Annotated in this window: 14 protein-coding genes; 4 read left to right on the top strand and 10 right to left on the bottom strand. The window is 73.2% G+C overall.

All coding sequences use genetic code 11. The features are described from left to right. The first annotated feature begins 91 nt into the window (after positions 1-91). Both ACZ58X_RS12830 and ACZ58X_RS12825 read left to right on the top strand, forming a co-directional pair. Complete coding sequence (locus tag ACZ58X_RS12830) at positions 92-730, top strand: DUF6114 domain-containing protein (protein WP_470333704.1); 639 nt, start codon at positions 92-94, stop codon at positions 728-730. After that, on the top strand, positions 727-2,196 hold the full coding sequence (locus ACZ58X_RS12825) for a hypothetical protein (protein ID WP_470333703.1): 1,470 nt from the start codon (positions 727-729) through the stop codon (positions 2,194-2,196). Before ACZ58X_RS12830 ends, ACZ58X_RS12825 begins: the two co-directional genes overlap by 4 nt. A gap of 107 nt (positions 2,197-2,303) precedes the next feature. Here ACZ58X_RS12825 and pyk read toward each other — a convergent pair whose 3' ends face one another. The 8 genes from pyk to ACZ58X_RS12785 form a co-directional block, all read right to left on the bottom strand. Further along, positions 2,304-3,731: a pyruvate kinase gene (pyk, locus tag ACZ58X_RS12820; protein WP_470333702.1), complete on the bottom strand. Its 1,428-nt coding sequence runs from the start codon at positions 3,729-3,731 to the stop codon at positions 2,304-2,306. A gap of 94 nt (positions 3,732-3,825) precedes the next feature. After that, a complete protein-coding gene (locus ACZ58X_RS12815) occupies positions 3,826-5,049 on the bottom strand; it encodes an acetate kinase (RefSeq protein ID WP_470333701.1) in 1,224 nt (407 codons plus the stop codon). Next, entirely contained in the window at positions 5,046-7,175 is a 2,130-nt protein-coding gene (gene pta, locus ACZ58X_RS12810) for a phosphate acetyltransferase (RefSeq protein WP_470333700.1), read from the bottom strand. Before pta ends, ACZ58X_RS12815 begins: the two co-directional genes overlap by 4 nt. Positions 7,176-7,400: 225 nt before the next feature. After that, positions 7,401-8,072 (bottom strand): hypothetical protein, encoded by a 672-nt coding sequence (locus tag ACZ58X_RS12805; protein ID WP_470333699.1) that lies wholly within the window; start codon positions 8,070-8,072, stop codon positions 7,401-7,403. 46 nt (positions 8,073-8,118) lie between these two features. Continuing rightward, positions 8,119-10,536: a 1,4-alpha-glucan branching enzyme gene (gene glgB / locus ACZ58X_RS12800; RefSeq protein WP_470333698.1), complete on the bottom strand. Its 2,418-nt coding sequence runs from the start codon at positions 10,534-10,536 to the stop codon at positions 8,119-8,121. A 65-nt stretch (positions 10,537-10,601) separates the two neighbouring features. Then, positions 10,602-12,092, bottom strand: coding sequence for a maltokinase N-terminal cap-like domain-containing protein (locus tag ACZ58X_RS12795; protein WP_470333697.1), 1,491 nt, complete (start codon positions 12,090-12,092; stop codon positions 10,602-10,604). Positions 12,093-12,345: 253 nt separating this feature from the next. Continuing rightward, the gene (gene treS, locus ACZ58X_RS12790) at positions 12,346-14,070 is read right to left on the bottom strand and encodes a maltose alpha-D-glucosyltransferase (RefSeq protein ID WP_470333696.1); all 1,725 of its coding nucleotides are present in this window, start codon (positions 14,068-14,070) and stop codon (positions 12,346-12,348) included. Next, positions 14,067-16,022, bottom strand: a complete 1,956-nt coding sequence (locus ACZ58X_RS12785) for an alpha-1,4-glucan--maltose-1-phosphate maltosyltransferase (RefSeq protein ID WP_470333865.1) — start codon at positions 16,020-16,022, stop codon at positions 14,067-14,069. Before ACZ58X_RS12785 ends, treS begins: the two co-directional genes overlap by 4 nt. Before the next feature lie 1,058 nt (positions 16,023-17,080). On the opposite strand from ACZ58X_RS12785, the gene glgP reads away from it, so the two are divergent. Then, the gene (gene glgP / locus ACZ58X_RS12780; protein WP_470333695.1) at positions 17,081-19,744 is read left to right on the top strand and encodes an alpha-glucan family phosphorylase; all 2,664 of its coding nucleotides are present in this window, start codon (positions 17,081-17,083) and stop codon (positions 19,742-19,744) included. Positions 19,745-19,833: 89 nt separating this feature from the next. Further along, positions 19,834-20,733 (top strand): hypothetical protein, encoded by a 900-nt coding sequence (locus ACZ58X_RS12775; RefSeq protein WP_470333694.1) that lies wholly within the window; start codon positions 19,834-19,836, stop codon positions 20,731-20,733. An 89-nt stretch (positions 20,734-20,822) separates the two neighbouring features. Here the strand turns inward: ACZ58X_RS12775 and ACZ58X_RS12770 are convergent, their stop codons facing one another. Further along, positions 20,823-22,694: an ABC transporter ATP-binding protein gene (locus tag ACZ58X_RS12770; protein WP_470333693.1), complete on the bottom strand. Its 1,872-nt coding sequence runs from the start codon at positions 22,692-22,694 to the stop codon at positions 20,823-20,825. After that, positions 22,691-24,559 carry an ABC transporter ATP-binding protein gene (locus tag ACZ58X_RS12765; RefSeq protein WP_470333692.1) on the bottom strand — a complete coding sequence of 623 codons (1,869 nt, stop codon included), beginning with the start codon at positions 24,557-24,559 and terminating at the stop codon, positions 22,691-22,693. Before ACZ58X_RS12765 ends, ACZ58X_RS12770 begins: the two co-directional genes overlap by 4 nt. Positions 24,560-24,719: the final 160 nt, after the last annotated feature.

The following is a 24,719-nucleotide window of genomic DNA, read 5'->3' as shown; positions in this document are numbered from 1 at the left end:
GGCAACCCGGGGCCGGGAGCGGCGGGCGACCGCCGCCCCCGGCACCCACCTTTTTCGTTCTTCCCTCGTAGCGACGTCGAGGAGCTGCACCATGTCCAGCGCAACGGTCGAGACGCGGCCCCGTCAGCAGAACCCCATCGGGTGGCTCTGGCGGCACTTCCGTGAATTCCGCCGCTCCAGGCCCTTCTGGGGCGGCCTGCTGGCCATGATCGCCGGCGTCCCGATCCTCTACTTCCCGTACGCCCACCTCACCTTCGGCGGGCTGACCATCGCGATGTCCACCACGGCCGGTGCCGGGTCGCTGATCATCGGGGTGCTGATGATCATCCTCGGGCTGACCGCCTGGTTCCAGCCCGCCGTACGGGTCTTCGCGGGCATCGCGACCATCCTGCTGACGCTGGTCTCGATCCCGGTCTCCAACCTCGCGGGCTTCGGCCTCTCCCTGCTGCCCGGTCTGATCGGCGGCGGACTGATGGTCTCCTGGGCGCCGCTGCCGGAGCCGTCCACCGCACCGGCCAAGGGGCGGCGCGCACGGCACGGCAAGCAGGCGGACGCTGCGGTGGCGGAGAGCGTCGCCACCGAGGTCGCCACCGCCGAGACCACCGCCGCCGAGGCGCCCACCGCGAAGCTGCCCGCCCAGGGCACGCCCGAGCAGCAGGCCGCCGGGCCCGCCGCCGAGGCCGCCGTTCCGAAGCAGGGCACCGCCGGGGAGCAGGAGGGGGCGCGGTGACCGGGCCGGCCGAGCAAGCAGAGGGCACGGCCGTCCCCGCGCAGCGCTCCGGCCGGCACGCCGCGCCGCGCACGCCGGTCCGGGTCCGGCTGAGAGGCCGCGCCCTGGCGATGGCCGCGGTGCCGACCGCGCTGCTGATGGCGGCCGCCTACACGCCCAACCCGGCGGTCGCCGAGTCCGCCGCGGGCAAGCCGTGCGGCAATGCCCCGGTGACCGTGCCGGACGTGGCGCCGGTCGAGGAGACGCCCGTCCCCAAGAGCGAGCTGCCCGAGCCGCCGCCCGCGCCGACCGGTACGCCCGCGCCGACCGGGAGCCCGACGGCGCCGCCCTCGGCCGGCCCGAGCTCGCTGCCGACCACCACGCCGACCCAGGTGCCGACCACGGCGCCCACCACGGCGCCGACCACCGCGCCGGTGAAGCCCCCGGCGACGACGGCCACCCGGTCCGCCGCCCGCTCCACCGCCACCGGCGGCGCCGGCGCGGTCAGCGCCGTCTACCGGGGCACCGGGGACGGCACGGCCACCGCGAGCCAGGCCGGGCTGATCGACGACATCGTCGGCGGCATCAACCACCTGCTGAACCCGGGCGGTCCGGCGAGTCCGACGCCGAGCGCGACACCGAGTGCCACCCCCCAGGGGCCGGCCGCCCCCGCCCCGCGGGTCGGCACCCCGGCGCAGCCCGCCCAGCCGCAGGCCCCGGCCGCCGGCACCCAGCAGGCCGCGCCGCCCGCCGACCGGTCCCCGGACGGGCAGTCCGCCGCCCAGCCCTCGGGCGGGCAGCCCTCACCGGCCGCCACCGCCTCCAGCGGCAAGGCGGGCGGAAAGGCGAGCGGCAAGGCGGCCCCGGCCACGACCCCGTCGGCGGGTGCGTCGTCGAGCTCCTCGGCCACCGCCACCCCGTCCGGCTCGCCCACCGCGAACCCCAACTGCGACGTGGACACCCGGAACCTGACCGCCGGTGCGGCCACCGCCGAGCACGTCGTCCCGGAGCAGAACTGGACGCTGCAGACCAGCCGGCTCGGCCTGCACGGCGCGGTCTTCCACGGCGTCTACGACGTGAAGACCCCGACCGGCACCAAGCGGGTGCTCAAGTTCGTGGTCGACAGCGTGGACATCGAGAACCTCGACATGTCGACCCTGGAGGGCAACGGCGTCACCTTCCACGTCCAGGGCGCCCCGGGTTCGACCTCCACCATGCGCAACGGCCCGGTCACCATGTACGTGGAGCGGCTGTCCGGCCACCTGTCCAAGCTGCTCGGCCTGCCGATCCCGATCGACCTGGGCGAGATCACCCTCACCCCGGACACCCTGCCGCGCTGGCTGTACGACCTGATCGGCTCCATCCCGATCCCGCTGGACATCGAGCTGACCGGGGTGACCGCCAAGCAGGCCGGCCAGTTCGGCGGCACCCTGCACATCCCGGGGATGCACCTGTTCAACGACGACGCGCCCTACAGCGACAAGTGACCCGCGACCGGCGGACGCACGGCGACACGTAGCGGACGCGGCAACGCCGGTGGGGCGGCCCTCCCGTACAGGAGGGCCGCCCCACCGGCGTTCGTACTACCGGGGCGTCACTCGCCGTGGCTGCCCAGGCGGTGCACCTGCACCATGTTGGTGGTGCCGGGGATGCCGACCGGGACACCGGCGGTGACGATCACGGTGTCGCCCTCGCCCAGCTCGCCCAGCTTGAGCAGCTCGCGGTCGACCTGCGCGACCATCGCGTCGGTGGTGGCCACCTGCTCGGTGACGTACGACTCGACGCCCCAGCTCAGCGAGAGCTGGTTGCGGGTGGCCGAGTCCGGGGTGAACGCGATCACCGGGATCGGCGAGCGGTAGCGGGACAGCCGACGCGCGGTGTCACCGGACTTGGTGAACGCGATCAGCGCCTTGCCGTTCAGGAAGTCGCCCAGCTCGCACGCGGCGCGGGCGACGGAGCCGCCCTGGGTGCGCGGCTTGCGGCCCGGGTTGAGCGGCTGGAGGCCCTGGGAGACCAGCTCCTCCTCGGCCTTCTCGCAGATCCGGCTCATGGTGCGGACGGTCTCGACCGGGTACTTGCCGACGCTGGACTCGGCGGAGAGCATCACCGCGTCGGTGCCGTCCAGGATGGCGTTGGCGACGTCGGAGACCTCGGCGCGGGTCGGGCGCGAGGCGTGGATCATCGACTCCATCATCTGGGTGGCGACGATGACCGGCTTGGCGTTGCGGCGGGCCAGGGTGATCAGCTGCTTCTGGACCAGCGGCACCCGCTCCAGCGGGTACTCGACGGCCAGGTCGCCGCGGGCGACCATGATGGCGTCGAAGGCGAGGACGATCTCCTCCATGGCCTCGACGGCCTGCGGCTTCTCGATCTTGGCGATGACCGGCACCCGGATGCCGACCTCGTCCATGACCTCGTGGACGTCCTTGATGTCCTCCGCGTTGCGGACGAAGGACAGCGCGACCATGTCGACGCCCAGCCGCAGCGCGAAGCGCAGGTCGTCCTTGTCCTTCTCGGACAGGGCGGGCACGTTCACGGCCGCACCGGGCAGGTTGATGCCCTTGTTGTTCGAGAGCACGCCGCCCTCGACCACCACGGTCTTCACCCGCGGGCCGTCGACGCTGACGACCTCCAGGGCGATGACGCCGTCGTTGATCAGGATCGGGTCGCCGGGCTTCACGTCGCCGGGCAGGCCCTTGTAGGTGGTGCCGCAGATGTGCTGGTCACCGGGGACGTCCTCGGTGGTGATGGTGAACTCGTCGCCGTTGTCGACGGTCACCGGGCCGTTGGCGAAGGTCGCCAGACGGATCTTGGGACCCTGGAGGTCGGCCAGGACGCCGATGGCCTTGCCGGTGTCCTCCGAGACCTGGCGGACCTTCCGGTACCGCTCCTCGTGGTCCGCGTGGTTGCCGTGGCTCATGTTCAGTCGGGCGACGTTCATGCCCGCCTCGACGATGGCCTTCAGCTGTTCGTAGGAGTCCGTGGCCGGACCCAGGGTGCAGACAATTTTCGCTCGGCGCATATGGATCAGTCTATCCGTTCGTGTTATCGGTGCATTCGGCACGGACCGGGAGGAATCGCCGACGAATGATCCCGAGGAACGAGACGATTCCGTGTCAGTCCTCGGACAGGTCACCCTCACGGTGCACCAGGGCGAAGGCCTGCCGGGCGATCTCCAGCTCCTCGTCGGTCGGCACCACCGCGACCGCCACCCGGGAGAACTCCGGCGAGATGATCCGGGCGTCGCCCGAGCGCACCGAGTTCAGCTCCGGGTCCACGGCGATGCCCAGCTCCTCCAGTCCCGCGGTGGCCGCCGCGCGCACCGGCGCCGCGTTCTCCCCGACCCCCGCGGTGAACGCGATCGCGTCCACCCGGCCGAGCACCGCGTAGTAGCCGCCGATGTACTTGCGCAGCCGGTGGACGTACGCGTCGAAGGCGAGCCTCGCGTCCGCGTCCCCCTCGTCGGCACGACGCATGATCTCCCGCATGTCGTTCTCGCCGCACAGGCCGCGCAGCCCGCTGCGGCGGTTGAGCAGGTCGTCGATCTGGTCGACGGACAGGCCGCCGACCCGGTGCAGGTGGAACACCACGCCCGCGTCGATGTCACCCGAACGGGTGCCCATGACCAGGCCCTCCAGCGGGGTGAGGCCCATCGAGGTGTCCACGCAGCGGCCGCCGCTGACCGCCGAGGCGGAGGCGCCGTTGCCCAGGTGCAGCACGATCACGTTGACCTCGGCCGGGTCCTTGCCGAGCAGCCGGGCGGTGGCCCGCGAGACGTACTGGTGCGAGGTGCCGTGGAAGCCGTAGCGGCGCACCCGGTGCTCGTCGGCGACGGCCCGGTCGATCGCGTAGCGGGCCGAGTACTCGGGCATCGAGGCGTGGAAGGCGGTGTCGAACACGGCCACCTGCGGCAGGTCCGGCCGCAGCGCCCGGGCCACCTCGATGCCGGTGATGTTCGCCGGGTTGTGCAGCGGCGCGACCGGGATCAGTCGGCGGATCTCCCGGAGCACCTCGTCGGTGATGACCGTCGGCTCGGTGAACCGCTTGCCGCCGTGCACCACCCGGTGGCCGATCGCGGCCAGCTCGGGGGAGTCCAGCCCGAGGCCGTCGGCGGCCAGCTCCTCGGCGACGGCCTTCAACGCGGCCGAGTGGTCCGGGAAGGCCTGCACCAGCTCGCGCCGCTCGCCGGACCGCGGGGTGTGCACCAGTCGGCCCCCGGCCTCGCCGATCCGCTCCACCAGCCCGGATGCCGGTCGGGAGCCGTCCAGCATGTCGATCAGCTGGTACTTCACCGACGAGGAGCCGGCGTTGAGAACGAGGACGCGCGTCCCTCCGGTCATGCCTGCGGCTCCTTGTCGTCCTGGGCCTGGATGGCGGTGATCGCCACGGTGTTGACGATGTCCTCCACCAGCGCGCCGCGGGAGAGGTCGTTGACGGGCTTGCGCAGCCCCTGCAGCACCGGGCCGACCGCGACCGCGCCGGCCGAGCGCTGGACGGCCTTGTAGGTGTTGTTGCCGGTGTTGAGGTCCGGGAAGATCAGCACGGTCGCCCGCCCGGCCACCGGCGAGCCCGGCAGCTTGGTGGCCGCGACGTGCTCGTCCACTGCCGCGTCGTACTGGATCGGGCCCTCCACCAGGATGTCCGGCCGCAGCGCGCGGACCAGCTCGGTGGCCTTGCGGACCTTGTCGACGTCCGCGCCCGAGCCGGAGGTGCCGGTCGAGTAGGAGAGCATCGCGACCCGCGGCTCGACCCCGAACTGGGCGGCGGTGGCAGCCGACTGGATCGCGATGTCGGCCAGCTGCTGGGCGTCCGGGTCCGGGTTGACCGCGCAGTCGCCGTACACCAGCACCCTGTCGGCCAGGCACATGAAGAAGACGCTCGACACGATGGACGCGCCGGGCGAGGTCTTGATCACCTCGAAGGCGGGGCGGATGGTCGCCGCCGTGGAGTGCACCGCGCCGGAGACCATGCCGTCGGCGATGCCCTCCTGGACCATCAGGGTGCCGAAGTAGGAGACGTCGGTGACCACGTCCAGGGCCAGCTCGACGGTCATCCCCTTGTGGGCGCGCAGCCGGGTGTACAGCTCGGCGAACTGGCGGCGCAGCGGGCTGGTGCTCGGGTCGACGACCCGGACCTGGGCGCGGTCGGCGCCCGGGTCGTCCTGCGGGAGGACGATGCCCAGGCTCGCCGCCTTGCGGCGCACCGCGTCGACCTCGCCGAGCAGGGTGAGGTCGCAGATGTTGCGGCGCAGCAGGATCTCGGCCGCGCGCAGCACCCGCTCCTCGGTGCCCTCGGGCAGCACCACGTGCCGGCGGCCGGCCCGGGCGCGCTCCAGCAGCTCGTGCTCGAACATCATCGGGGTCACCCGCTCGGACCGGCCGACCTCGATCCGGTTGGTCAACTCGGCCGTGTCCACGTGCAGTTCGAACAGTCCGAGGGCGATCTCGGCCTTCCGGGGGCTGGCCGCGGTGAGCTTGCCCTCCAGGTGGGTCAGGGTGGCGGCGGTGGGCCAGCTGCCCTCCGGGACGACCGCGACGGGGGTGCCGGGGGCGAGCCGGGCGGCCAACGCCAGCACGTTCGGGCCGGGGTGCTGGCCGAGGGTCAGCAGCACGCCGGCGATCGGCGGGGCACCGGCCGCGTGCGCGGCCAGCGAGCCGATCACCAGGTCGGCGCGGTCCCCGGGGGTGACGACCAGGGCGCCTTCGGTCAGCGCGTCCAGGAAGGTCGGCAGCATGGCGCCGCCGAAGACGAAGCCGCGGACGTCCCGGGCCAGGCCGGCCGCGTCGCCGAGCAGCACGTCGGCGCCGGTCGCCTCCACCAGCTGGGCGACGGTCGGCGCGGCCAGGGCCGGTTCCTCCGGGATGACGTAGGCGGGCATCGGCAGCTTCGCGGTGAGCGCGCGCTGGATCCGCTGCTTGGCGCCGGGGGAGGTCCGGTTGGCGATCATCGCCAGGGTCTCGCAGCCGAGGTCGGTGTACGCCCGGTGGGCGCCCAGCACCTCGGCGATCACGGCCTCCGGGTCCTTGCCCTGGCCGCCGACCACCGGCAGCACGGCGGCGCCGAACTCGTTGGCGAGCCGGGCGTTGAAGGCCAGCTCGTCCGGGATGTTGGTGTCGGCGAAGTCGGTGCCGAGCACCAGCACCGCCTGGCAGCGCCGCTCCAGCGCGCGGAAGCGGTCGACCAGCGCGGAGACCAGCTCGTCCTGCCCCTGGGCGGCCTGCAGCGCGGCGGCCTCGTCGTAGGTGAGCCCGTACAGCTCCGTGCCCGGCAGGTCGATCCGGTACCGCCCGCGCAGCAGCTCGACGACGTGGTCGGAGCCGGGTTCGCCGGGCGCGGCCGCGTGCACCAGCGGACGGAACACCCCGACCCGGTCCACCTGGCGGGTGAGCAGTTCCATGACCCCGAGTTCGACGGCCTGCCGGCCGTCCCCCCGGTCGATCCCGGTCACGTACACGCTGCGCGCCACGCGGATGTCTCCGTCCCGTCGCCTCGGAAGCTGGTCATCTCGACCATACCTTCGCACCGCGAACGCCCGTTCGCGAGCAGAGGCGGGGGTGAGGGGCAAGGGACCAAGGGCCCGGACCGCGGACGGCCGCGCTGCGCGCCCGGCGGCTACGACCGCGAGCTCGGCCGGGCCGCCGAGGAGCTCGGGTTCCCGGTCACGGCTCCCCGGTGATGCCGACCGGGGCGGTCAGCGGGTGGCGTCGGCGGCTTCGGAGCCGGACAGTTCCAGCTCCGAGCCCTTGAGGTAGGCGGTCGAGAGGCGCTGGTCCAGCAGCCAGCCGTGCGGGCGGAGCAGGGCGCCGTCGCGGCCCGGGGTCCAGCCGTCGGCGGTGAGGGCGGCGCGCATGCGGGCCTCCAGTTCGGCGGCGGGCAGGCCGGTGGTGCTGCCGATGGTGAGGGTGCGGGAGCAGAAGTCGGAGCCGCAGTAGCCCCCGTCGGCGTGGGTGACGGTCAGGCCGGAGGGGACGGACACCTCCGCGGCGCTCGGCAGGAAGGCGTCGTGGGCGAACAGCGGGTAGGCGACGGCGACGGCCGCGCCGACCAGGGCGTGGGCGGTGAGCGCGACGGCCGATCCGGCGACCGGGTGGTGGAACTCCCGCTCCGGCCGGGGGCCGCGCAGTCGCCGCTCGACCAGTGCGCCCGCCAGCACCACCAGGCCGGCCGCGAGCGGGTACCCGGCCTCGATCTCGGCGGTGGCGCGGGTGAAGTACCACTCCTGCTCCAGGCCGACCAGCGCGAGGGCCAGCGCGGCGAGGACGGCGAGGACGGCCGCCCCGACGGCGCGGGTGCGGACCAGGAACGCCCAGCAGATCAGCGGCGGCAGCAGATAGGCCAGTGCCAGGACCACGGACACGAGCAAGCCCCCCGCCTGCCGACGATCAGTACCAGGCGGGGAGCCTACGGGGTCAGGCGGGCCGGAGCCAGAGGGTGGCGAGCGGGGGCAGGACCAGTTCGGCGGAGCGGGGCTGGCCGTTCCACTCGACCGGGTCGGCCTTGATCGGGCGGGAGTTGCCGGTGCCGCTGCCGCCGTAGGTCTCGGCGTCGGTGTTCAGCAGCTCCTCCCAGAGCTGTTCGCGGCCGTCCAGGGCGGGCAGGCCGACCCGGTGGCCGTGGCGGACGACGGGGGAGAAGTTGCAGACGGCGACCAGCGGGGTGCCGTCGGCGGCGAAGCGGACGAAGGAGAGCAGGTTGTCCTCGGCGGAGCCGCCGTCGAGCCAGCGGAAGCCGTCCGGGGTGGTGTCCAGCTCCCAGAGGGCGGGGGTGTCCCGGTAGGTCCGGTTGAGATCGCGGACGAGGCGGCGCACGCCCTGGTGGTCCTGGTGGGCGGGCCACTGCTCGTCGAGCACCCACCACTGCGGGCCCTGCTCGTGGTCCCACTCCGCGCCCTGGGCGAACTCCTGCCCCATGAAGAGCAGTTGCTTGCCGGGGTGGGACCACATGAAGCCCAGGTAGGCGCGGTGGTTGGCGCGTTGCTGCCACCAGTCGCCGGGCATCTTGGAGACCAGGGCCTGCTTGCCGTGGACGACCTCGTCGTGGGAGATCGGCAGGACGTAGTTCTCGGAGTAGGCGTACACCATCGAGAAGGTGATCTCGTTGTGGTGGTACTTGCGGTGCACCGGCTCCTTGGACATGTAGACCAGCGAGTCGTGCATCCAGCCCATGTTCCACTTGAGTCCGAAGCCGAGGCCGCCGGCGTCGGTGGGCCGGGTGACGCCGTCCCAGGCGGTGGACTCCTCGGCGATGGTGATCACACCGGGGCAGCGCCGGTAGACGGTGGCGTTCATCTCCTGGAGGAAGGCGGCCGCGTCCAGGTTCTCCCGGCCGCCGTACTGGTTGGGCGTCCAGGCGCCGCCCTCGCGGGAGTAGTCGAGGTAGAGCATCGAGGCGACCGCGTCGACCCGCAGGCCGTCGATGTGGAACTCCTCGCACCAGTACACGGCGTTGGCGACCAGGAAGTTGCGCACCTCGGTGCGGCCGTAGTCGAACTCCAGCGTCCCCCAGTCGGGGTGTTCGGCGCGCTGCGGGTCGGCGGGCTCGTACAGCGGCTCGCCGTCGAAGCGGGCGAGGGCGAAGTCGTCCTTGGGGAAGTGCGCGGGCACCCAGTCGACGATGACGCCGATGCCGTGCCGGTGCAGGGTGTCGACCAGGTACCGGAAGTCGTCGGGGCCGCCGAGCCGGGCGGTGGGGGCGAAGTAGCCGGAGACCTGGTACCCCCAGGAGCCGCCGAAGGGGTGCTCCATCACCGGCATGAACTCCACGTGGGTGAAGTTCAACTCCTTGAGGTATCGGGGCAGTTCCTCGGCGATGGCGCGGTAGCTGGTGAGCTCGGGCCGCCAGGAGGCGAGGTGCAGCTCGTACACCGACATCGGGGCCCGGTGGTGCGCGGTGCGCGCCCGGCGGGCCATCCACTCGTCGTCCTGCCACCGGTGGGTGGAGGAGGTGACCACCGAGGCGGTGCCGGGCGGGCACTGGGCGGCCCGGGCGAGCGGGTCGGCCTTGTCGAGGACCCAGCCCTGCCGGGTGTGGATCTCGTACTTGTAGGTGGCGCCCTCGGCGACGCCCGGGACGAACAGCTCCCAGACGCCGGAGGAGCCCAGCGAGCGCATCGGGTGGCCGGTGCCGTTCCAGTGGTTGAAGTCGCCGATCAGCCGCACCCCGACGGCGTTGGGCGCCCAGACCGCGAAGGCGGTGCCGGCCACGCCGTCGACGGTGCGCACGTGCGAGCCGAGCGCCTGCCAGAGCTGTTCGTGCCGGCCCTCGGAGATCAGGTGCAGGTCGAGTTCGCCGAGGGTGGGCGGGGTGCGGTAGCCGTCGTGCTGGCGCTGGGTCTCGCCGTCGGGGTAGTCCACCAGCAGGGTGTAGTCCGGGAGTTCGCCGCCCGCCAGCAGGCCGGTGAACAACCCGCCCTGCTGGTGGGTGAGTTCGGCGGGGCCGTGGGCGGTCTCCACCACCACCCGGTCGGCGAACGGGCGCAGCACCCGGATCGCCGTCCCGCCGTGCACCGGGTGGGCGCCGAGCAGGGCGTGCGGGTCGTGGTGCTGCCCGTTCACCAGCCGGTCCACCTCGGCCGGCGGCAGCGGAGCCTCGGGCAGGCGCAGGGCGCCGACCGGGGCGTCCGCGGGGGGAGCGGCCGGGGCGGGGGCCCCGGGTTCCCGGCCCGGCGCCGAGCTCCCGGGTTCGGTGCCCCTGTGTTCGGTGCCCCTGCGTTCGGAGCCCCCGCGGTCGGTGCGTCCGCGGTCGGTGGCCCCGGGTGCGGCGGCCCCGGCCAGGAAGGTGGCCGGAACGGGGCGGGTGGGGCGGCCGGTCGGGTCGAGCGGCGTCACGGCGTGGTCCTCCAGCGGCGGGGATGGGCGAACTCGTGGCGGGCGGGCGGGGCGGGAGCGCGGGGTCAGACGGACAGGGCGAGCCGGTTGATCGCGGCGAGCGGGATCGGCAGCCAGCTGGGCCGGTGCCGGGCCTCGTACACCACCTCGTACACCGCCTTGTCGATCTCCAGGGCCCGCATCAGCTCCGGCGAGGCGGCCGGGTCGGCGCCGCCCCCGGCGGTGTACCCGGCGCAGAAGGCGGTGCGGTTGCGCTGGGCCCAGGCGGCGGCGAGGTGGGCCAGCTCGGGGTCGACCGGGCCGCCGGCCAGCAGGTGGGCGGCCGCGTAGTCGAAGGAGCGCAGCATCGCGGCGACGTCGCGCAGGGCGGGCTGGGGTTCGCGGCGCTCGTTGACGGATTTGGCGGGCTCGCCCTCGAAGTCCAGCAGCACCCAGCCGTGCGGGGTGCGCATGGCCTGGCCGAGGTGGAGGTCGCCGTGGATGCGCTGGACCGGCAGGCCGTCCGGGTGGGCGTCGGCGAGCTGCTGGAAGGCGGCGCGCAGGGCGGCGCGGAAGCGCAGCAGGCCGGGGACGGCGGCGACGGCGCTGTCCAGCCGGTCGGCCATCGCGGTGGCGAGCCGGCCGGTCTGGGTGCGGTCGAGCCGGGCGACGGGCATGGAGCGGGCGAGCACCCGGTGCACCTCGGCGGTGGCCCGGCCGAGCCGGTGCGCCTCGATGGCGAAGTTGCCGGGGGAGCGGTCGCCCTTGAGCCGGCCGACCTGGTCGAGGGCGAGTTCCCAGCCGTCCTCGGCGTCCGGAAGGTAGCGCTGGAGCAGCCCGAGGGTGGCGGGTTCGGCGCGTTCCATCCGGCTCTCGAACCAGGCGGCGACCCGGGGGATGCGGGTGGAGCCGGCCCGGGAGAGGGCGAGGGAGAGTTCCAGGTCGGGGTTGGTGCCGGGGTGGACGCGCCGGAACAGTTTGAGGATGTACGAGGTGCCGTAGATGACCGAGCTGTTGGACTGTTCGGCGGTGGAGGCGCGGCCGGGGAGGTTGGCGGGCAGTCCGGAGCCGGGGGTGCGGCGGAAGGACAGCGAGCCGAACCGGTCGCCGGTGGCCAGGTGTTCCAGCAGGCGTCCGGTGAGTTCGGGGTCGTGCACGGCGTCGTAGAGGGCGGCGCCGTCGTACGGGCCCTGGGTGAGCCGGCCGAGCACGGCGCCGGGTTCGATCCCGGCGGGGCCCTGGGAGCGGACGCCGAGCAGCAGTTGGTAGGTGTCGCCGTGCGGGAGGCCGGCCGTGGTGGCGTGTTCGACCCGCAGCAGCAGGTGCAGCAGGGCCGGGTCGCCGACCTGCAGCGGGGTGCCGACCACCGGGACGAGCCCGGTGATGGGGCGTCCCTTCCCGGCGTACCAGCGCTGGGTGGGGAGCCACTCGGCGATCAGCGGCAGGGCCGCCTGGACGAGCTCGCTGACCCCCAGGGCCGTTCTCCGGACCCCGGTGCCCCGCGCGCCCGGGTGCGGCGCGGAGCCGGCCGGGGCGTCGTGCTGCACATGGGCTTGCGAACGGGAGGTTTCGGACATGACTCCCTTTCCCCGGAAGCACGCGGACGGCCCGACGGGTCGTGGCCGGGGTCCGTCAGTCTTCCGGATTTCGGCGGCGCGGCGGTCGCGGCACGCGAGCACGGCTCGGGTGTCACGCCTTCGTGTGGGTGACCGTTGGGCTGTTCTCCGTACGCGGTGGTGCAGAGAACTCCGGGGGCGCGGGGGTCAACTCGCGCCCCCGGAGGGTCTGGTGGTGCTGTGCGAGCCGCTGGTGGCCGGGCGCGGCGGATCGTTACTTCGACCGCCCGGTTCCGCTCGCGCGCGGGGGCTGCCGGAGTTGGAACCAGTAGAAGCCGTGGCCGGCCAGCGTGAGCAGGTAGGGCCACTCGCCGATCGACGGGAAGCGCACTCCGCCGATCAGCTCGACCGGGTACCGCCCGCCGTACTGCCGAAGGTCCAGCTCGGTCGGCTGCGCGAACCGCGAGAAGTTGTTCACGCACATGACCAGGTCCCCCTCGTACTCGCGCACGAAGGCCAGCACGGCGGGGTTGCTGGACGGCAGTTCGGTGTAGGTGCCCAGGCCGAACGCCGGGTTGAGCTTGCGGATCTCGATCATGCGACGCGTCCAGTGCAGCAGTGAACTCGAACTGCTCTGCTGCGCTTCGACGTTGGTCACCTGGTAGCCGTACACCGGGTCCATGATGGGCGGCAGACTGAGCCTGCCCGGGTCGGCGGAGGAGAAACCCGCGTTGCGGTCCGGGGTCCACTGCATCGGCGTGCGCACGCCGTCCCGGTCGCCCAGCCAGATGTTGTCGCCCATGCCGATCTCGTCCCCGTAGTAGAGCACCGGCGAGCCGGGCAGGGAGAGCAGCAGGGCGGTGAACAGCTCGATCTGGTTGCGGTCGTTCTCCAGCAGCGGGGCGAGCCGGCGGCGGATGCCCACGTTGGCGCGCATCCGCGGGTCCTTGGCGTACTCCGCGTACATGTAGTCGCGCTCCTCGTCGGTGACCATCTCCAGGGTCAGCTCGTCGTGGTTGCGCAGGAAGATGCCCCACTGGCAGCCGCCCGGGATCGCCGGGGTCTTGGCCAGGATCTCCGACACCGGGTACCGGGACTCCCGGCGCACGGCCATGAAGATCCGCGGCATCACCGGGAAGTGGAACGCCATGTGGCACTCGTCGCCGCCGGCCGTGAAGTCGCCGAAGTAGTCGACGACGTCCTCCGGCCACTGGTTGGCCTCGGCGAGCAGCACGGTGTCCGGGTAGTCGGCGTCGATCTCCTTGCGGACCCGCCGGAGGAACTCGTGGGTCTCCGGCAGGTTCTCGCAGTTGGTGCCCTCGCGGGCGAACAGGTACGGCACCGCGTCCAGCCGGAAGCCGTCGATGCCGAGGTCGAGCCAGAACCGCAGCCCGGCGATCATCTCGTCCTGGACGCGGGGGTTGTCGTAGTTGAGGTCCGGCTGGTGGGAGAAGAACCGGTGCCAGTAGTACTGCTTGCGCACCGGGTCGTAGGTCCAGTTGGAGGTCTCGGTGTCGACGAAGATGATCCGGGCGTCCGGGTACTGCTTGTCGTCGTCGGCCCACATGTAGAAGTCGCCGTACGGCCCGTCCGGGTCCGCCCGGGAGGCCTGGAACCACGGGTGCTGGTCGCTGGTGTGGTTCATCACGAAGTCGATGATCACGCGCATGCCGCGGGCGTGCGCGGCGTCGGTGAACTCCATGAAGTCGGCGAGGTCGCCGAACTCCGGCAGCACCGACTTGTAGTCGGCGACGTCGTACCCGCCGTCGCGCAGCGGCGAGGCGAAGAACGGCGGGAGCCAGAGGCAGTCGACGCCGAGCCACTGCAGGTAGTCGAGCTTGGCCGTGAGCCCCTTGAGGTCCCCGACCCCGTCGCCGTTGCTGTCCTGGAAGGACCGCACCAGCACCTCGTAGAAGACCGCACGTTTGAACCATTCCGGGTCCAGGTTCTTCTTCGAGGTCTCCGGGAAGGTGTCGGGGACGGGCTCGTTCACTGTCACGCTGGGTTCCTCCGAACCGTGAGGAGGTGAGCCGGCTCGGCTGAGGGATCGAGCCGGACGTAGTTGTGCCGGCCCCAGGTGTAGGCGGCGCCGGTGAGCTCGTCGTGCACCGCGTGGGGCCCGTCGCCGTCGAGCGTGACGGTGGCCTCCTGGACGTGGTGCGGGTCGAGGTTGACCACCGTGATGACCCGGTCGGTCAGGCCGTCGGGGGTGGTCGCGGTCTTGGAGTAGGCGAGCACCTGCTCGTTGTCGGTCGGGTGGAAGCGCAGGTCGCGCAGCTGCTGCAGGGCCGGGTGGCGCCGGCGCAGCCGGTTCAGCACGGTGAGCAGCGGGGCGAGGGTGTCGGTGCGGTTCCAGTCCCGGGGGCGCAGCTCGTACTTCTCCGAGTGCAGGTACTCCTCGGAGCCGGGGTGGGCCGGCTCGTTCTCGAACAGCTCGTAGCCGGCGTAGACGCCGTAGCTGGGGGAGAGGGTGGCGGCGAGCACGGCGCGGATCGCGAAGGCGGCGCGGCCGCCGTGCTGGAGGTAGGCGTGCAGGATGTCCGGGGTGTTGGCGAAGAAGTTGGGGCGCATGTAGGCGGCCGCGTCGCCGGTGAGTTCGGTGAGGTACTCGGTGAGTTCGCGCTTGGTGTTGCGCCAGGTGAAGTACGTGTACGACTGGTGGAAACCGATCTTCGCCAGGGTGTGCATCATCGCGGGGCGGGTGAACGCCTCCGCCAGGAACACCACGTCCGGGTCGGTGCGGGCGATGTCGCCGAGCACCTTCTCCCAGAACACCACCGGTTTGGTGTGGGGGTTGTCGACCCGGAAGATCCGGACGCCGTGCGACATCCAGAACCGGAGGGTCCGGACGGTTTCCTTGACGATTCCGTCCATGTCCTGGTCGAAGTTGACCGGGTAGATGTCCTGGTACTTCTTCGGCGGGTTCTCGGCGTACGCGATGGTGCCGTCGGCGCGGTGGCTGAACCATTCCGGGTGCTTGTTCACCCACGGGTGGTCGGGGGAGCACTGGAGGGCGAAGTCCAGCGCCACCTCCAGGTGCAGCGCCCCGGCCTCGGCGACGAAGTGGTCGAAGTCCTCGATGGTGCCGAGGTCCGGGTGGACCGCGTCGTGGCCGCCCTCCGGCGAGCCGATCGCCCAGGGTGAGCCGACGTCGTGCGGACCGGCCGTCAGGGTGTTGTCCGGGCCCTTGCGGAAGGCTCGTCCGATCGGGTGGACGGGCGGCAGGTAGACCACGTCGAAGTCCATCGCGGCGATCGCCGGCAGCCGCTCGGCGGCGGTGCGCAGGGTGCCCGACCGCGGCGGCTCGACCCCGTTCGGGTCCACCACCGCGCCCTCCGAGCGCGGGAAGAACTCGTACCAGGAGCCGAACAGCGCGCGCTCGCGGTCCACCTGGAGCGGTAGCGGGCGGGAGGCGCTGAGCAGCTCCCGCAGCGGGTGGCGGGCCAGCAGCTCCAGCACCTCGGGGGCGAGCGCGGCGGCCAGCCGGGACAGCGGCGGCAGGCCCGGGTCGCGCAGCGCGTCCACGGCCGCCAGCACGTGCGCCCGGCCGTCCTTCTTCGGCACCCCGGCGGCGGCCTGCTCCAGCAGCCGGGCGCCCTCCTCCAGGACCAGCGCGGTGTCGATCCCGGCCGGCAGCTTCACCGCGGCGGTCCGGCGCCAGGTGGCGACCGGGTCGCTCCACGCCTCCACCAGGTACGACCAGCGGCCGGGGCCGGTCGGGGTGACGTGCGCCCCCCAGCGGTCGGTGCCCTCGGCGAGCTCGCGCATCGGCGTCCACGGGCCGCTGCGCCCGCGCGGGTCGCGCAGCACCACGTTGGCGTTGACGGCGTCGTGGCCCTCGCGGAAGACGGTCGCGGTGACCAGGAAGGTCTCGCCGACGACGGCCTTGGCCGGGCGGCGGCCGGCGTCGATCTGGGGGCTGACGTCCAGGACGGGGATGCGGCCGATCACGGTGTCGCTCTCTGTCGTCTTGCGGGCGGAGGGCTTGGTGGCGGTCTTGGCGGCGGTCTTGCGGGCGGGGGCCTTGCGCGCGGGCGTCCTCGCGGCGGTTCCCGAGGGCTCCGGCGGGGTGGCCGCGGAGCCGGCCCCCGCGGTGGCGGTGCTGCGGCGCGCGGTGGTGGTGCGCCTGCCCGGTGCCGCCGCCGGGCCCTCCTCGGCCCCGGGTTGTGGGGCCGTTGCGGAGGGCTGTGCCGCGGGAGCCTGTGCTGCGGAGGATTCGGTACGGACCGCCCCGGACACCCGGGGCGACGGCATCGCCGGGTCTGTCCGAGTGTCAGAATCCATCCGTCCGGCGGATTCCGCGACCGCTGCGTCGACGGTGTCGGCCACCGGTGTGAACTGGTCCCGCGTGTCGCCGTGCATGCCAAACTCCTGCCCGAGATCAGCGGCAGCTCCCGCGGGCCGGGGGTGGGCCGGGGGGAGTACCGGGAGGACTGCTGGGTGGGGTGGACGTGCGACCGGAGCCTGCCCGCGCCGCTGTCCCCGGCAACCTGCCCGGCGCCCGCCGAACCGGTGGCGGGGCGCCCCGGAACCGGTGCGCGTTCCGGCGCACGCCTCCGGGGGCACGCCCCCGGGCGGGTCGGTCGACCCGTGAACGAGCCGACCGTGCGCGAGGACACGCGCCGGTGCGCGGTGAGCGCCGAACGGGCTAAGGGAGAAGGGGAACGATCAACGCGAAAAGGATTCGGACGTGCTGCTCCACGGGGGACGCCACCCGTCGTCGTTGTCCCCGCAGCATCAACGACCTTCGGCCATCCTCGCACCGGCGACACGGTTTTCGCAGCGGTACGACAGTAGTTTCGGGTTTTGTCCGGGGCCCGGGACCAGCCGGAAATGGATCTGTTCCGCAGAGTTCACGCATTGGTAGCGCGACGCCCGGAAATGTGCGCCTCGCGCGCCCCCCTTGCAGACCAATGCGCCGAATGCGATCTCATCAATAGGCCGAACGGATGCCCAATAGTCCACTTGACCCGTAGTCGGACCGAGCGTCGAGGCTACGCTTCACCGCTGTGAAGGCAATCCGCAGATTCACCGTCCGCACCGTCCTGCCCGAACAACTCCAGCCGTTGCACGAGCTGGCCCTCAACCTGCGCTGGTCCTGGCACCCCGAGACCAGGGACCTCTTCCGGTCCGTGGACCCGGAGGTCTGGGCCGCGACCGGCGAGGACCCGGTGCGGCTGCTCGGGGAGGTCCCGGCCGCCCGGCTGGCCGCGCTCGCCGCCGACCGGCGCTTCCTGCGCAGACTCGGCGACCTCGCCGACGACCTGCGCGAGTACCTCACCGGCCCGCGCTGGTACCAGGCCCACCAGGACGGCGGAACCACCCCGCCGCCCACCGCCGTCGCCTACTTCTCACCCGAATACGGCATCGCCGCCGCGCTGCCCCAGTACTCCGGCGGCCTCGGCATCCTGGCCGGCGACCACCTCAAGGCCGCCAGCGACCTCGGCGTCCCGATCATCGGCGTGGGGCTGTTCTACCGGCACGGCTACTTCCGGCAGTCCCTCGACCGGAGCGGCTGGCAGCAGGAGCGCTACCCCCTGCTGGACCCGGACGAACTGGCCGTCAGCCTGTTCCGGGAGGCCGACGGCACCCCCTGCCGGGTCGACCTCGCCCTGCCCGGCGGCCGCACCCTCGCCGCGCACATCTGGAAGGCCCAGGTCGGGCGGGTCCCGCTGCTGCTGCTCGACTCCGACATCGAGGCCAACTCGCCCGCCGAGCGGGACGTCACCGACCGGCTCTACGGCGGCGGCAGCGAGCACCGGCTGCTCCAGGAGATGCTGCTCGGCATCGGCGGCGTCCGGGCCGTGCGCGCCTACTGCCGGCTCACCGGGCACCCCGCCCCCGAGGTCTTCCACACCAACGAGGGCCACGCCGGCTTCCTGGGCGTCGAGCGGATCCGCGAACTGGTCGCCGCCGGGGCCGGGCTGGACTTCGCCGCCGCCCTGGAGTCCGTCCGGGCCGGCACCCTGTTCACCACCCACACGCCCGTCCCGGCCGGCATCGACCGCTTCGACCGCGAGCTGGTCGCCCGTCACTTCGACGGCGACGCCGCGCTGCCCGGCGTCCCGGTCGAGCCGGTGCTCGCGCTCGGCGCCGAGACCTGGGCCGGCGGGGACCCGAAGCTCTTCAACATGGCCGCCATGGGCCTGCGGCTGGCCCAGCGCGCCAACGGGGTCTCCACCCTGCACGGCGAGGTCAGCCGCTCGATGTTCGACGGCCTCTGGCCCGGCTTCGACCCCGCCGAGGTGCCGATCACCTCGGTCACCAACGGGGTGCACGCCGCCACCTGGATCGACCCGGCCGTGGTCCGCCTGGGCGCCGCCGAGATCGGCGCCGAACGCGCCGAGGAGGCGATGACCACCGGCGAGACCCAGCGCTGGACCGGCCTGGAACGGATCGGCAACACGGAGATCTGGGACCTGCGCCGCAGCCTGCGCGCCCAGCTGGTCGACGAGGCCCGCCGCCGGCTGCGCGCCTCCTGGCGCCAGCGCGGGGCCGGTGAGGCCGAGCTCGGCTGGGTCTCCTCGGTGCTCGACCCCGACGTGCTCACCATCGGCTTCGCCCGCCGGGTGCCCTCGTACAAGCGGCTCACCCTGATGCTGCGCGACCCGGCCCGGCTGCGCGCCCTGCTGCTGCACCCCACCCGGCCGGTGCAGATCGTGGTCGCCGGCAAGGCCCACCCGGCCGACGACGGCGGCAAGCGGCTGATCCAGCAGATGGTCGCCTTCGCCGACGACCCGACGGTGCGCCACCGGATCGTCTTCCTGCCGGACTACGACATGGCGATGGCCCAGCACCTCTACCCGGGCTGCGACGTCTGGCTGAACAACCCGCTGCGCCCGCTGGAGGCCTGCGGCACCTCCGGGATGAAGGCCGCGCTCAACGGCTGCCTCAACCTGTCCGTCCTGGACGGCTGGTGGGACGAGTGGTACGACGGCCAGAACGGCTGGGCGATCCCCACCGCCGACGAGGACGCCGGGGTGCTCGATCCGGAGAGCAGCGAGGCCGAGCGGCGCGACGACATCGAGGCCGCCGCGCTGTACGACCTGATCGAGGAGCAGGTCGCCGGCCGGTTCTACGACCGGGGCTCCGACGGGCTGCCGCACCGCTGGATCGCCATGGTCCGGCACACCCTGGTCACCCTCGGCCCCAAGGTGCTGGCCGGGCGGATGGTCCGCGAGTACGTCGAGCGGCTGTACACCCCGGCGGCGCTGGCCCAGCGCGAGCTGGCGGTCCGGGACCACGCCTGCGCCCGGGAGCTGGCCGGCTGGAAGGCCAAGGTCCGGGAGGGCTGGCCGGCCGTGCGGGTCGAGCACGTCGAGGCGGACTGCCCGGCCGAGGCCCAGGAGCTGGGCAGCTCGCTGGCGCTGCGGGTGCAGGTCGCGCTCGGCGCGCTGGAGCCGGGCGACGTCGAGGTGCAGGTGGTCTCCGGCCGGGTCGACGAGACGGACGGCATCTCGGACGCCGAGGTGCTCGCCCTCAAGCCGGTCGGCGGGCCCGACCTGGACGGCCGCACCCGCTACGAGGGCTCGCTGGAGCTCGGCCGCACCGGCCCGTTCGGCTACACCGTGCGGGTGCTGCCCGCGCACCCGCGGCTGGCCTCGCCGGCCGAACTGGGGCTGGTCGCCCTCCCGGCCGAGTCGACGGGGATGGACGCCGGGCTGCTGCGCTGAGGCCCGGAAGCGGGTGGCTGCCGTCCGGGGTGCTACGGACGGCAGCCACCCGCTTGCCCCGCGTAGCGGGCGGGGGGAGCGTGATGGTCATGATGCGAACCTTGCGCGCGACCGCCCTGGCCGCGCTCTCCGTGCTCCTCGTGGCGTGGCCCGCCCAGGCCGCCACCACCCCCCTCGCGGCGCCACCGGCGACCGCGCGGCTGTCCCTGGAGGTCTGCCCGCCGCAGGGCCCGGTGGTCCCGGGCGAGACCGGGACGCTGGAGGTGAAGGTCACCAACCGGGGCCCGGCCGCCACCACCGACGACACCCTGGTGGTGGTGCACCTCCCCGCGCCGGGCGTGGTGCAGTCGGCCGACCCGGCCGTCACCCTGACCTACTTCGGCACCGGCAGCTCCTACCGGATCCCGGCCGGGCTGGCGCCGGGGGCGAGCTCGGTCGAGCGGCTGGCGCTGTACGTCGCGCCGATCACCGAGTCCTTCCTCACCATCGGCGGTGACGTCCAGGCCTTCTACCCGGGTGACCCGGACCAGTCCGGCCACACCACCCCGTACAGCCTCACCACCGCCGACACCAAGGCCCACTTCATGGTCGGCGCCTCCTCCGCCTGGCAGGCCGGGCACCCCGTCCCGCAGCCCGGCGACCTCACCGGCGCGCCCGGGGCGACGATCGACCTGCCGCTGTGGGTGTACGACGCGGGCCCCTCGTACTCGCGGCACCCGATCGACCTGGCGATCACCGTGCCCGAGCACACCACGCTGACCGGCACACCCCCGTACGGCTGCACCGCCACCGGGCCGCGCACGCTGACCTGCCACTATGCGAACGGGCCGCGCTACCACGACGCGGTCTTCATCGACCCGGCCGTGGTGATCGACCCCTCGACCGTCGCCGGGCAGGTGCTGCCGGGCGGCACGCTGGACGTGGTGGCCGCGGAGGAGGACTGCCCCTCGCCCGACTGGCACACCGACTACGTGGTGACGGTGAACTGACTCCGGCCCGGAAACGGGAGAGGCCCGCCCGGGTGCGTGACGGCGCACCCGGACGGGCACAACTGTGGGCCCTGCGGCCAGGGCCTTTCTTACACCAGGCTGTCCCGCCAGGCACGATGCAGGGCGGCGAAACGGCCCGCCCCCTCGATCAGCTGCCGCGGCGAGCCGTCCTCGACGATCCGCCCCTGGTCCATCACCAGCACCCGGTCGGCGATCTCCACGGTGGAGAGCCGGTGCGCGATGATCACCGCCGTGCGGCCGGCCAGCACCGTGCGCATCGCCCGTTGCACGGCCTGCTCGCCCGGTACGTCCAGCGAACTGGTCGCCTCGTCCAGGATCAGCACGGCCGGGTCGGCCAGCAGGGCGCGGGCGAAGGCGACCAACTGGCGCTGCCCGGCGGAGATCCGGCCGCCGCGCTTGCGCACGTCGGTGTCGAAGCCGTCCGGGAGCGCGGCGATGAACCCGTACGCGCCGATCTCCCGGGCGGCCTGCTCGACCTCGGCCCGGGTGGCGCCGGGGCGGCCGATCGCGATGTTCTCGGCGACGGTGCCGGAGAACAGGAAGGACTCCTGGGTCACCATCACCACCCCGCGCCGCAGCTCCGGCGTGGCGAGGTCGCGCAGGTCCACGCCGTCCAGCCGGATCCGGCCGTCCGTCGGGTCGTAGAAGCGGGCCAGCAGCTTGGCGACCGTCGACTTGCCGGCGCCGGTCGCACCGACGACCGCGACCGTCTGCCCGGCCGGGATCAGCAGGTCGAAGGGCGGCAGCACCTCGTTGCCGGTGCGGTAGGCGAAGCGCGTCCCCTCGAAGGAGACCTCGCGGGCGGTCACCCGCTCGCCCGCCTCCGCCCGGAGCGGGAGCCGTACGGGCTCGGCCGGCTCGGCGACGGTCGGCTCGTGGGCGAGCAGGCCGGCGATCTTCTCCAGCGCCGCGGCGGCGGCCTGGTAGCTGTTCAGGAACATCGCCAGCTGGTCGATCGGGTCGAACAGGCGGCGGAGGTAGAGCGCGAAGGCGGTCAGCACGCCCAGTTCCAGCGCGTCGTCGGCGACCAGGTAGGCGCCCATCAGCACGATGCCGGTGAACCAGAGGTTGGCGGTGGCGCGGGAGAGGCCGACGTACCGGGCGAGCTCCAGGAAGCCCTCCGCGTTGGCCGCCGAGGCCTGCCGGTTGACCAGCCCGAAGGCGGCATCGTTGGCCTTCTCGCGGCGGAAGGCCTGCACCGGGCGGATGCCGTTCATGGTCTCGGTGAAGCGCACGATCATCGAGGCGGCGGCCGTCCGCGAGCGGCGGTAGACCCGGCGCGAGCGGGTGCGGAAGGAGTGGGCGATCAGGGCCAGCGGCAGGAAGGCCGCCAGCGAGGCCAGGCCCAGCCGCCAGTCCAGCACCACCAGCAGCACCGAGATGTAGCAGACCGACAGGAAGACCGTCAGCAGCTCCTGGAGGCCCTCGGAGAGCAGTTCGCGCAGCGCGTCGATGTCGCTGGTGGCCCGGGAGATGATCCGGCCCGAGGTGTAGCGCTCGTGGAAGTCCAGGCTGAGCCGCTGGGCGTGCCGGAAGATCCGGCCGCGCAGGTCCAGCAGGACGTCCTGGTTCACCCGGGCGCTGATCTTGATGAACACCCACTGCAGCAGCGGACTGAGCAGGGCGCAGCAGAGGTAGCCGGCCACCACCGCGACCAGCGGGCCGGAGTCGTGCCCGCGCAGCGCCGGGATGCCGCGGTCCATCGCCACCGCGACCAGCAGCGGGCCGGACTGCAGAGCGGCCTGCTGGACCAGGATCACCACCATGGCGACGGCGATCCGGGCCCGGTGCGGGCCGAGCAGCGAGCGCAGCAGGGCCCGGGGCGCGCCGGGCGGGACGGGGATGTCCTCCTCGTCCGCCGGGGGCGCGGGCAGCTCCTCCTCGGCCGGGTCGGTCCGGTCGGCCGCGGCGGGCCCGGTGGGTTCGACGGTGGTGGTCATCGGGCGGCGCCCTCCTCAAGGACGAAGGGGCCCTCGGGGACCAGGGCGGCCTCGCCCGACATCAGTTCTCGGTAGCGGGGGCAGTCCCGGAGCAACTCCTGGTGGGTGCCGACGGCCTCGATCCGGCCGTCCGCGAGCACCGCGACCCGGTCGGCGAGCAGCACCGTGCTGGGGCGGTGGGCGACCACCAGGGCGGTGGTGGAGCCGAGCACCTCGCGCAGCGCCCGTTCGACCAGGGCCTCGGTGTGCACGTCGAGCGCGGAGAGCGGGTCGTCCAGCACCAGGAAGGGCGGGTCGCCGACCACGGCGCGGGCCAGCGCGAGGCGCTGGCGCTGGCCGCCGGACAGGCTCAGGCCCTGCTCGCCGACCTCGGTCTCCACCCCGGCCGGGAGCTTCTCGACGAAGCCGGCCTGGGCGGTGGCCAGCGCGGAGGCCAGCTGTCGGTCGTCCGCGCCGGGGGCGCCCATCAGGACGTTCTCCCGGACGGTGGCGGAGAACAGGGTGGGCTCCTCGAAGGCGACCGCGACGAGCTCGCGCAGCTCCTGCCGGGGCAGCTCGGCGATGTCCCGGCCGTCCAGGGTGATCCGGCCGCCGGTGGCCTCGTACAGCCGGGGGAGCAGGGCGGTGAGCGTGGTCTTGCCGCTGCCGGTGGCGCCGACCAGGGCCATCGTCTCGCCGCTGCGGACGTGCAGGTCGATGCCGGCCAGCAGGTCGGGGGTTTCGTCGGGGGCGTCGGGGTAGCGGAAGCGGACGCCGGTGAAGCGGATGCCGTCCGGGGTGCCCGGGGTGCCCGGGGTGCCCGGGGTGCCCGGGGCACCGGAGGCGGCGGTCGTGGTGGTCGCGGCGGCCGGGTCGGCGGGCTCGGGCTCGTCGATGACCTCGAAGAACCGGTCGGTGGCGGTGGCGGCCTCGTTGGCGTAGGCGAGCAGCCAGCCGAGCGACTCGACCGGCCAGCGCAGCGCGAGCGCGGTGGAGAGGAAGGCGACCAGGGTGCCGGCGCTCAGCTCGTCGTGGGCGACCAGGTAGGCGCCGACGGCCAGGGCGCAGCCCAGGGCGATCTCCGGCAGGCCGACGATGACCGCCCACAGGTTGGCGAGCTGGTGCGCCTTGCTCAGTTCGGTGCGGCGCAGCCGCTGGGACTGGGCGCGGAAGTGCTCGGCCATCGAGCGGTGCCGGCCGAAGGCCTTGAGGATGCGGATGCCGAGCACCGACTCCTCGACCACGGTGGCGAGGTCGCCGTTCTGGTCCTGGGCGCGCCGGGCGGTGACCGAGTACTCGGACTCGAAGCGCCGGGTGAGCACCAGCAGTGGCGCGGCGGGCAGCAGGACGATCAGGGCGAGCCGCCAGTCCTGGACGAACATCAGCACCGTGCCGGCCAGGAAGGTCACCGAGTTGACGACCAGGAACACCAGCGGGAAGGCCAGGAAGAGCCGCATGGCGTTCATGTCGGTGGTGGCCCGGGAGAGCATCTGGCCGGAGCCCCAGCGGTCGTGGAAGGAGACCGGCAGCCGCTGGAGCTTGGCGTAGAGGTCGGCGCGCATGGCCGCCTCCAGCCGGCCCAGCGGGCGGGACAGCACCACCCGGCGGGTGTAGAACAGGGCGGCCTCGACCAGTCCGAGGACCAGCAGCAGGCCGACCGGCGGCCACAGTGCGTCGAGGTCGTGCTCGGCGAGCGGGCCGTCGACGATCCGGCCGAGCACCACCGGGACGGCCAGGGTGCTCAACATGGCGAGGGTGGCGGCCGACACCGAGACCAGGAGCCGGCCGCGGACGGCCCGGGCGTAGGGCCACAGGCGCAGCAGTGAGCGGACCGTGGAGCGGCGCCGCGCGGTCGTGAGGTCGGAGTCTTGTCGGTTCTCGGCCATCGCGGTGAGGGTAGGCGGAGAGCCGGTCATTTCTCATCCGGTTTTTCGCCCCTGTCGGTGACGGCCGCCGAGAACCGGCCACCCGAACGGATGAGGCGAGGGCGCGGTGAGGGGCGTGCGGTGCCGTTCGTGCAGGAAGGAGTGTGCCGTGCGCCTCTTG

The sequence above is a fragment of the Kitasatospora sp. NPDC040550 genome (assembly GCF_055594965.1).
The sequence above is the reverse complement of the archived record's forward strand: the minus strand, read 5'-3'. Positions and strand labels throughout refer to the sequence as shown.